The following is an 8955-nucleotide window of genomic DNA, read 5'->3' as shown; positions in this document are numbered from 1 at the left end:
GAGAACCTGTTTCGTGTGCAGGCGGGAGACCGGGGGTTCAACGACTTCCTCTCCCGCCGCTTTCCCGGCAGTGCCGACACCGAGCGCATCCACGACCAGATGTGCCGACAGATCGAGGACGTGCTCACCAGGGCCCAAGAGGCCGGCGAGGCGCGTCCCGACATCACGCTGGCCGACATCGTCAACCTCATCTGGTCCAACGGCCGGATGATCGACGCCACCAGCACCATCGCGCCGGGTGCCTGGCGGCGTCAGCTCTACCTCATGCTCGACGCCTACCGGGCTCGGCGAGCCCATCCGATTCCCGAGCCGCCGATGACGCAGGAGCAGCTCTACGACGCCATGGTCCATCTCAGCACCGCGGACTAGATAGCGACCGCTCCGCCGCGACAGGAGGTTGCGTGCCCGACGATCACGCCGTCACGGCCGCCCGTACGTTCCGCGTCCGCCACACGCTGGGCACGCAGGCCGCCCCGAGAGTGGCGAGGACGATGAGGGATCCGGCACCGAGCAGAACGGGGGTCGTCCCCGCGGTCGCGGCGAGCGGTCCAACCAGGACCTCGCCAAGGGGGATGGCGAGGAAAGAGCCCACCGCGTCGTAGGAATACACCCTGGCCAGTTTCTCGCCGGGGATGTGTTGCTGAAGCGATTGGTCCCAGGCGACCCCGAACTGCTCGATCGCGATCCCGCCGACGGCGAAGCAGGCCATCAGCACCGGCACGGACGGCCGCAGCGCGAGCATCACCGCGGGCAAGGCCGTGACGGCCACCAGCACGACGCCGGTGCCGAGCGCTCGGGACGGACGCCATCGAAGGGCGAGAAGCGAGCCGAGGACGAGCCCCGCCGTCTCGGACGCGATGATGAGTCCCCAGGAGGCCCGGCCGAACGTCCGATCGGCCACGAGGGGGCCGAGGACGGCGATCGCTCCGACGAAGGCGGCGTTGACGACCATGAACTGGACGACGACAACCCAGACCCAGCTCCGTCGCGAGAACTCCTGCCAGCCATCCCGCAGATCGCGCAGCATGCTGGACCCGGAATCCTTCGCCCTGACGGAGCCGGCCACCCTGATCCGGGTGAAGAGCGCGGCGGCGACGAGGAAGGTGAACGCATCGAAGGCGAGACCCCAGCCGGGGCCGACCACCGCGATCATCACGGATCCGGCGGCGGCCGAGACGAGGGTCCCCGCGTTCACGCCCAGCCTCAGGATCGAATTCGCGGATCGAAGTTGCTCGGTCCCCACGGTCGACGGGACCAGGGCGGCCGAGGCCGGGAAGCTGACCGCCGCGACGGCGCCGTTCACGACGCTCAAGCCGGCCAGGAGCGGGATCGTCGCGGTGCCGCTGAGGACGAGCGCGGCGATCACTCCCTGGCTGAGTCCCGCGGCCACGGACGTCCCGGTGAGAAGGACCGTCCGAGAGAACCGGTCGGCGAGGACACCGCCGAACAGGAGAACGGCGACGTTCGCCACGGAGCGGCAGGCGACGACGAGACCGAGGTCGGACGGGGAGCCCGTGAGGTCGAGGACGGCGAAGGCCAGCGCCAGCGGCGCGACCGCGTTGCCGAGCACGGTGGTGAAGCGCGCGGCGGCCAACCACCGAAACGGGGCGGACTCGAACGGCCCCCTCACTCGCGGCCCATCTCGAAGAGGACGGCGGTCATCGACACACGCACCGCTCCGGCCGACCGCGGGGGCCTGGCCCTCGCGTGCATCCGGGTCGCCGCCTCGCCGACGGCGTTGACGATGGATGCCCAGTCCTCGGCGTCCAGCCACAGCTCCGCGTCGGTCGAGACCCGCGGCCCGTCCGCCTGCAGCACCGCCCGTCGCTGGAGTTCCGTGGCGAGCGCGGCGGCGTACTGCTGGAACGACGCGGGATCGGATGCGGGAGGCGCCTCCGAGTCGCGCTGCCGTTCGAAGGGCTCGGCCGACAGCTCGTGGCGGTATCGCTTGGCATCGCCGCCGCGCACCCGCGTCCGCTCGACGACGCGCACCAGTCCCGCTCGCTCGAGCAGCCGCAGGTGGTAGCTCGCATTGGCTTGCGTGACGTCGAGCTCCCGCGCCACCTCGGCCGCGCTCATGGCGGCGCCGGTCAGCAGGGACAGGATCCGGAGGCGGAGCGGATGCGCGGTGGCCCGGAGCTTCTCGAGGGGGTCCATGGCACAACTATCGCGGTTCGGCCGACGACTGTCAAATGAACCTTTGAGAGTTGCCGAACGTGTCGTGGAAAGGTTCTCCGTACGCTCTCTAGAAAATCGGTGCCAAATATGGCACCATCAAGTGAATGGTGTCGGTAGAGAAGATCGAGAACAAAGCACGCAATTCGCCGGGTTCGATCTCGTTCGTGGATGCCGTGAAATTGGCGACGGCATACTTCGGAGAACCGAGATCAGGTTCCGGCAGTCATGTAGCGATTTTCACGATGCCTTGGCAGGGAGATCCGCGAATCAATTTGCAAAACAAGGATGGACAAGCGAAGCCATATCAGGTCAGCCAGATACTGAATGCCATCGATCGACTTAAGAAGGAGGAGCTATGAGTGCACCATCTCGCACTGCACAAGTCGACCATTATCGTTACGCCGTGCAATGGTCGGCGGCGGATGAAGAGTTTGTCGCCACCGTTGCGGAGTTTCCTTCGCTGTCATGGCTGGCACCAGAACAGGTTGAAGCCATTCGAGGTCTGGAGGTTTTAGTACAGCGGGTCATCGAGGACATGGTGGCAAGTGGTGAGTTAGTGCCCGAACCACTGTCGGATCGCACCTATAGCGGACGGCTGAACCTTCGGGTTCCTGAGGGGCTGCACCGGAAACTGGCTCTGGAGGCTGTCCAGCGTCAAACGAGTCTCAACGCATATGTGACGCAACTCTTGGATCGGCAGGAATCCGCGTAGAACGACCCGGAGCCGCCACCCGCCGGGCGCGGACGCAGGGAAACGACTCAGGTCAGCCGCTCCGACAGGTGGACGACGACGTCATCCCCGATGTCCTTCCCGAGCTTCTTCCGCAGCTTGGCGCTGATCGAGATCATGTGCCCACCCGATCCGGTCGGCATCAGCCCGGCGGTCACCGGCTGGTCGTCCACCGTCGCGACGACGCGCACGGCCTTCCCGGTCCCGAACAGGTCCACGGATCCCGGAACCTCCACGCAAGACCACACGTCGCCCTTCACCGTCACCCCGATGGGACCGGTGAAGGAGAAATCCATCATCAGTCTCAGCGCAACGGGCCGCGGCGCGCCAGCATTCCGGCGAAGAGGGCATACAGCAGGGGGAGGGCCGAGACGGCCATGAGGACGGTGCCGAACACGGCATCCTCGCCCAGAAGCAGGATGCCTCCGATCAGGAGTGCGGCGAAGAGCACGGCCGCGATGAGCCGGCGCCCGGTTCGCTCGAGGCTGCTCAGGCGGCGGTCCAGCTTGGGGGTCTGGACGGTGACCCTGCCCTCTTCGATGCGCGTCGTGAGGTCGTCGAGCCGCCCAGGCAGGCGCGCGATCGTGCCGGCGACCGACAGCGCCTGCTTGGTGACCGTCTGCACCAGCCGCCCACCCTCGGCTCTGATCAGCTGGGCGGAATACGGCTCGATGGCGTTCCAGATGTTGAAGCCGGGGTCGAGCGAACTGCACATCCCCGAGGTCAGCGACATGGCGCGCACGATGAGGAGGAAGTTCTCCGGAAGCTGGAAGGGCAGCGAGCGCACCACGTCGCCGAACTCGATGGCGAAGGCGCGGAACTCGCGCGGGTCGACATCCTGCAGCTCGGCGAAGCCCATTCCTCCGAACCGGGCGAACAGCTTCGTCATCGCGCGTTCGAGCTCCGCCGTGTCCGCAGAGGGAAGCAGCACCCCGACCTCACGGATGCCGTCCACCATCCCCTTGCCATCGCGGGATGCGGCGGCGACGAGAAGCTTCTGCAGGCCCCGACGCAGGGTGTCCGGGACGTCGCCCATCATGCCGAAGTCGACGAAGGTGAAGGTCCAGGTGCGGCCTCCCTCCGTCGCGGGCTCTCCGGCATCCGCCAGCGGGGTGACAAAGATGTTGCCCGGATGCGGGTCGGCGTGGAAGTAGCCGTGGAGGAAGAGCTGGTCGAACATGACGGCGGCGAACTCCGCCGCCACCTCGGACGGGTCGATGCCCGCCGCTCGCAGGCCGTCGACGTCGTTGATCTTGATGGCCGTCACGTCCTGCATGGTCAGCACGCGTCGAGTCGTGCGCTCCCAGACCAATTCGGGGACGCCGACTCGACCGTCTCCGCCGAAGTCCTCCGCGAATCGCTCGGCGCTCGCCGCCTCGTGCAGGTAGTCGATCTCCTCGAGGCTCGTGAGCGCGAACTCCTCGACGAGGGCGGGCATGTCGACCCGATCGGAGACGAGGCGCACGTGGCTGAGCCAGCCGCCGACCCGGCGGAGCGCGCTCAGGTCGACATCGACGATCGCCCCGATCCCCGGCCGCTGGATCTTGACGACCACGTCGAGCAGGCCGGTGTCGGCCGCATCGGTCTCGGAGAGCCGGGCGCGGTGGACCTGACCGAGGGATGCCGCCGCCAGCGGCGTCGGGTCGATGAACGAGAACGCTCGATCGAGCGACAGTCCGAGCTCCGCCTCCGCGAGTGCCCGGATGTCCGGGAACGGCACCGGGGGGACCTCGTCTTGCAGGCCCTCGAGTTCCTTGGTGATCTCGGGAGGCAGCACATCGAGCCGCGAGGACATGAACTGGCCGACCTTGATCATCAGGCCGCCCAGGTCGACCGCGAGCAGATGGAAGCGCTGCGCGATGCGTCGGAGGCGCGCCGATCTGCCGCGGGCCGCGATCCGCGAGAGCCCGACCCGTGGCAGGACGAGCTCGTACCACCAGCTCTGGGCCAGATACCGCGCGGCGAACCAGAGGATCCTGCGGGACCGGGCGCGCATGTCCCGGACGTCGGTCGTCATCTGGTCCCTGTCATCCGATCTGCGTCGCACCGAGGCGTCAGGCGCCCGTCAATCCTGAGCCAGGATCGAGTAGAGCTTACGACGCGCCTCGTCGAGCACGGCGACGGCCTGTTTCACCTGCTCAGGGCTGCCGGAGCGGCCGACCTGCGCGGCCGCCTGAGCCAGGTCGATGCCGGCCTTGGGCAGCGCACTCGCTCGGCCGCCGTCCCGAGCTCCTGGCGCCTCCCAGGGTGCGGCGTTCTCCGCCGCGGCATCCGCCGCCCGTCGTCCCTCGTCCGTGAGCGAGTAGGTCTTGCGGCCGTTGGACTCCTCGACGTCGATGACCCCTTCGTCCACGAGCAGCTGAAGCGTCGGGTACACCGAGCCGGGGCTCGGCTTCCAGGCGCCGCCGCTGCGTTCCTCGACCTCGTGGATGATCTGATATCCGTGCATCGGCTTCTCGGCGAGCAGGGCGAGAACCGCGGCGCGCACGTCGCCTCGTCCCACGCGGGTGCCGAACTTGCGGTCGAACTGTCCGCGAAGCTGATCCATCGCCTCCCACACCGCGGTACCCGGGAATCCGTCGCCCATGAATGACTTGCCCATGATGTCCTCCTCAGCGCCGGCCATCCGGCTCGGCGATACCTAACGATATATCTTCAAGCCGAGGAGGTGCTGGGTATGGGGTGGGTAATCGCCCTGTGCGGCGACGGCCCGTGCTCTACGCTGCCGACGCCTGCCGCTTCGCCGCGAGGGCGCGTCCGTGCTCGGCCGCCAGCTGCTCGGCCGCGACCTTGATCTCGGCGGCCTGATCCGTGAACTGGTCGAGGGCCGGATTGACCCCGACCAGGGTGAACTGGCGCTGTACGACGAGCAGGTCGGCGCCCCAGACCTCCTCGATGACGCGGCGCAGCCACGGGGTGGAATGGTCCCACCCCTCCTTGGGGGTTCCGGGGTTGTAGTTGCCTCCGAGCACGGTGACGAGCACGGCGGGCTTGCCCTTCAGCGCGCCGCCGTTGATCCGCGGATCGGTGTAGGTGATGTCATACCAGGACTTCACGTGGGCCGCGACGCCCCAGTTGTAGAGGGGGACCGCCAGCAGGAGCGCGTCGGCGTTGATCAGCTCGTCCGCGAGCGTCGCCGCCAGGGCACGGGCCTCGCGCTGGTCGGGGCTGAGGGCGTCCTCGTCGAGTCCGCTGCTGGTGATGATGTCGCGCCAGGTCGTGGCGGGCAGCGGCGTCGTGCCGAGGTCGCGACGGGTGACGATGGAGTCGGGATGCTCCGCGGACCATTCGGCCTCGACGAGGTCGGCGAGAGCACGGCTCTGCGAGGTCGCGGGGGTGATGCTGGCATCGAGGCGAAACAGTGACATGACGTATCTCCAGAGAAAACAAGGGACTAAGTAAAACAAAGTTGCTGAGAAGAACGTAGCATGATTACGATGGGTGTCATGCCAGAGCCCGATTTCGACCTGCGCGTCTGCGATTCGGCGATCACCCTTGCCTTCTCCGTCCTGGGGAAGCGCTGGAACGGCATGATCCTCGGGGTGCTCGGCTCTGGCAGTGCGTCGTTCGTCGGACTGCGAAAGGCCGTCAGCGGCATCAGCGACACCGTGCTCGCCGATCGTCTCGTCGAGCTCGTCGAGGCGGGCCTCGTTCGCCGGGATGTCACGGACGGTCCGCCCGTCTCGGTCAGCTACGAACTGACGAGGGCGGGAGCCGAGCTGGTGCCGACCATCGAGCAGCTGGGCGCGTGGGCGCAGCGCAACCTGCACCCTCAGAAGTCGAGTTCCCCCGCGACCCGGTGACCGACCGGGTCGTCAGTTCGAGTCCGGCCGACGCAGCCCCGCGATGAGCAGCCCGACCAGACGGCGGGCGTCGTAGCGGGGATCGTTCTCCGCGCCGGCGCAGAGGTTGCCGATCCCGCGCATCAGTTCGTACGCTCCGATGTCGGAGTCGATCTCGCCCGCGTCGACCGCGGCGGCGAGAAGCTCGGCGCAGACCGGAACCAGCCGGTCGATGAACGAGGCGTGCAGGGCGTCGTAGCCGGCGCTGTCGTTCTGCAGCGCGGCGGCCAGGCCGTGCTTCGTGATCAGGAAGTCGACGAAGAGGTCGACCCATCGCCCGAGGGCGGCGTGCGGCGAGCCGGTCTCCGCGAGCAGGGTCGCGCCGGCCTCCGCGCAGGCGTCGACCTGATGCCGGTAGACGGCGACGATCAGGTCGGCGCGCGTCGGGAAGTGGCGGTAGATCGTGCCCATCCCGACGCCGGACCTGGCCGCGATGTCGCGGACCGGTGCATCGACGCCGGAGCTGACGAACACGGCCGCCGCCGTGTCGAGCAGCGCCTGCTCGTTGCGCAGCGCGTCGGCCCGCTTGGGTCGCGTGGCCCGATCCGTTGGTATATCGCTGCCGGTCACGGTCATCCCTTTCTCCGGCGCCACGGAAGGCTTGATAAACGGAGCGGCGCTCCGTATAGTTATCGGAGCAGCGCTCCGTTTATCTCCATTCTGGCAGACACGCGACCGGCGACCAAGCCCATCCCTTTTGGAGGAACACCATGCAGTACCGCACTCTCGGCCGCACCGGCGTCGAGGTCAGCTCCCTGGCCCTCGGCACCATGAACTTCGGTGCGATCGGACAGACCACCCAGGACGACGCCACCGCCATCGTCGACGCGGCGCTCGAGGCGGGCATCAACCTCATCGACACCGCCGACCGGTACAGTGACGGCGAGTCGGAGGAGATGGTCGGCAGGGCCATCGCCGGTCGGCGCGACGACATCGTGCTGGCGACCAAGGTCTACAGCCCCATGGGCACCGAGCGCAATCATCGGGGCACCTCGCGTCGCTGGATCATCACCGAGCTCGACAACAGCCTGCGCCGCCTCGGTGTCGATCACGTGGATCTCTATCAGATCCACCGGTGGGACCCGACGACGAGCGACGATGAGACGCTGTCCGTGCTGACCGACCTGCAGCGGGCGGGCAAGATCCGCTACTTCGGGTCCTCAACCTTCCCCGCGTACCGCATCGTCCAGGCGCAGTGGGCCTCTCGCGAGAATCACCTGGGCCGGTACGTCACGGAACAGCCCAGCTACTCGATCCTGCAGCGCGGCATCGAGACTCACGTGCTGCCGGTGACCGAGGAGTACGGGCTCGGCGTTCTGGCCTGGAGCCCGCTGGCCACCGGATGGCTGTCCGGCGCGATCCGCGAGGGCCGGGAGATGACCACGAACCGCTCGAAGTCGATGCCGCAGCGCTTCGACCTGTCTGCCCCCGCGGGCCGCGCCAGGATGGATGCGGTGGAGCGGCTCGCCACAGTCGCCGACGAGGCCGGCTTGACGCTCATCCAGCTCGCGCTCGGCTTCGTGACGGCGCATCCGGCGGTCACGAGCGCGATCATCGGCCCGCGCACGCTGGATCACCTGCACTCGCAGCTCGCCGGCGCCGACACCGTGCTCTCCGCCGACGTCCTCGACGCGATCGACGCGATCGTCGCGCCCGGTGTCGACCTCGCCGCGGAGGAGAAGTTCGACACCCCGCCTTCGCTGCTCGACCCGTCGCGTCGCCGTCGCTTACCGCCGTGGCCCGCGCGCGGTGCCGTGACAGGATGGCGGTATGGCACCCCTACGCACCGAGCGCGGCCTCGACCGTCTGGTCAACTTCACCGATGCGGCCGTCGCGATCTCGATCACCCTGCTCGTCCTGCCGCTGACGGAGCTGAGCTCGGCGATCGCCCATGAGGGCCTCGGCCAGCTGTTCGCCGATCACTGGCAGAACGTCCTGGCGTTCCTGATCTCCTTCGCCGTGATCGGGAACCTGTGGCTGGTGCACCACCGGATCTTCGAGCTCGTCGCCGCCTACGACGCTGCCCTCGCCCGGCTGAATTTCCTCTGGCTGGCCGCGATCACCGTCCTGCCGTTCTCGACCAACGTCGTGGCCAGCTCGGACACCGGCGTGAGCTCGGTCTACGCGCTGTACATCGGGAACATGGTCGTCGCGAGCGGAACCGGCGTGCTGCTCAGGCTGTATCTGTCGCGGCATCCGGTGCTG

12 protein-coding genes and 1 pseudogene are annotated in these 8955 nt (G+C 67.9%); 6 read left to right on the top strand and 7 right to left on the bottom strand.

What is annotated here, in order from left to right; genetic code table 11:
* Positions 1–369 (top strand): annotated as a pseudogene (locus VGC18_RS11055) (TetR/AcrR family transcriptional regulator); the annotation flags it as partial.
* Between the two features lie 43 nt (positions 370–412).
* Here VGC18_RS11055 and VGC18_RS11050 read toward each other — a convergent pair.
* Together VGC18_RS11050 and VGC18_RS11045 are read right to left on the bottom strand one after the other, a co-directional pair.
* Positions 413–1630: an MFS transporter gene (locus VGC18_RS11050; RefSeq protein ID WP_331097275.1), complete on the bottom strand. Its 1218-nt coding sequence runs from the start codon at positions 1628–1630 to the stop codon at positions 413–415.
* Positions 1627–2157 carry a helix-turn-helix domain-containing protein gene (locus tag VGC18_RS11045; protein ID WP_331097273.1) on the bottom strand — a complete coding sequence of 177 codons (531 nt, stop codon included), beginning with the start codon at positions 2155–2157 and terminating at the stop codon, positions 1627–1629. Before VGC18_RS11045 ends, VGC18_RS11050 begins: the two co-directional genes overlap by 4 nt.
* A 125-nt stretch (positions 2158–2282) precedes the next feature.
* On the opposite strand from VGC18_RS11045, the gene VGC18_RS11040 reads away from it, so the two are divergent.
* Complete coding sequence (locus VGC18_RS11040) at positions 2283–2537, top strand: toxin HicA (protein ID WP_331097271.1); 255 nt, start codon at positions 2283–2285, stop codon at positions 2535–2537.
* Positions 2534–2890, top strand: a complete 357-nt coding sequence (locus VGC18_RS11035) for a type II toxin-antitoxin system HicB family antitoxin (RefSeq protein ID WP_331097269.1) — start codon at positions 2534–2536, stop codon at positions 2888–2890. The genes VGC18_RS11040 and VGC18_RS11035 overlap by 4 nt, the downstream gene beginning before the upstream one ends.
* A gap of 47 nt (positions 2891–2937) precedes the next feature.
* Here VGC18_RS11035 and VGC18_RS11030 read toward each other — a convergent pair whose 3' ends face one another.
* The 4 genes from VGC18_RS11030 to VGC18_RS11015 form a co-directional block, all read right to left on the bottom strand.
* Positions 2938–3204, bottom strand: coding sequence for a DUF1905 domain-containing protein (locus VGC18_RS11030; protein WP_331097267.1), 267 nt, complete (start codon positions 3202–3204; stop codon positions 2938–2940).
* Positions 3205–3212: 8 nt separating this feature from the next.
* Positions 3213–4925, bottom strand: coding sequence for an ABC1 kinase family protein (locus VGC18_RS11025; protein ID WP_331097265.1), 1713 nt, complete (start codon positions 4923–4925; stop codon positions 3213–3215).
* A 48-nt stretch (positions 4926–4973) separates the two neighbouring features.
* On the bottom strand, positions 4974–5510 hold the full coding sequence (locus VGC18_RS11020) for a PadR family transcriptional regulator (RefSeq protein ID WP_331097263.1): 537 nt from the start codon (positions 5508–5510) through the stop codon (positions 4974–4976).
* 115 nt (positions 5511–5625) lie between these two features.
* Positions 5626–6276: an FMN-dependent NADH-azoreductase gene (locus tag VGC18_RS11015; protein ID WP_331097261.1), complete on the bottom strand. Its 651-nt coding sequence runs from the start codon at positions 6274–6276 to the stop codon at positions 5626–5628.
* Between the two features lie 78 nt (positions 6277–6354).
* Here VGC18_RS11015 and VGC18_RS11010 point away from each other — a divergent pair, with 78 nt between their 5' ends.
* On the top strand, positions 6355–6711 hold the full coding sequence (locus tag VGC18_RS11010; RefSeq protein WP_331097259.1) for a helix-turn-helix domain-containing protein: 357 nt from the start codon (positions 6355–6357) through the stop codon (positions 6709–6711).
* A 12-nt stretch (positions 6712–6723) separates the two neighbouring features.
* Here VGC18_RS11010 and VGC18_RS11005 read toward each other — a convergent pair whose 3' ends face one another.
* Positions 6724–7326, bottom strand: coding sequence for a TetR/AcrR family transcriptional regulator (locus VGC18_RS11005; RefSeq protein ID WP_414672880.1), 603 nt, complete (start codon positions 7324–7326; stop codon positions 6724–6726).
* A gap of 134 nt (positions 7327–7460) precedes the next feature.
* Here VGC18_RS11005 and VGC18_RS11000 point away from each other — a divergent pair, with 134 nt between their 5' ends.
* Together VGC18_RS11000 and VGC18_RS10995 are read left to right on the top strand one after the other, a co-directional pair.
* A complete protein-coding gene (locus VGC18_RS11000; RefSeq protein ID WP_331097254.1) occupies positions 7461–8645 on the top strand; it encodes an aldo/keto reductase in 1185 nt (394 codons plus the stop codon).
* Positions 8557–8955: TMEM175 family protein (locus tag VGC18_RS10995; RefSeq protein WP_331097277.1), on the top strand; the 399-nt coding region annotated here is incomplete at its 3' end. The genes VGC18_RS11000 and VGC18_RS10995, both read left to right, overlap by 89 nt.

Source organism: Lacisediminihabitans sp. (assembly GCF_036404185.1).
Taxonomy (GTDB): Bacteria; Actinomycetota; Actinomycetes; order Actinomycetales; family Microbacteriaceae; genus Lacisediminihabitans.
The sequence above is the reverse complement of the archived record's forward strand: the minus strand, read 5'-3'. Positions and strand labels throughout refer to the sequence as shown.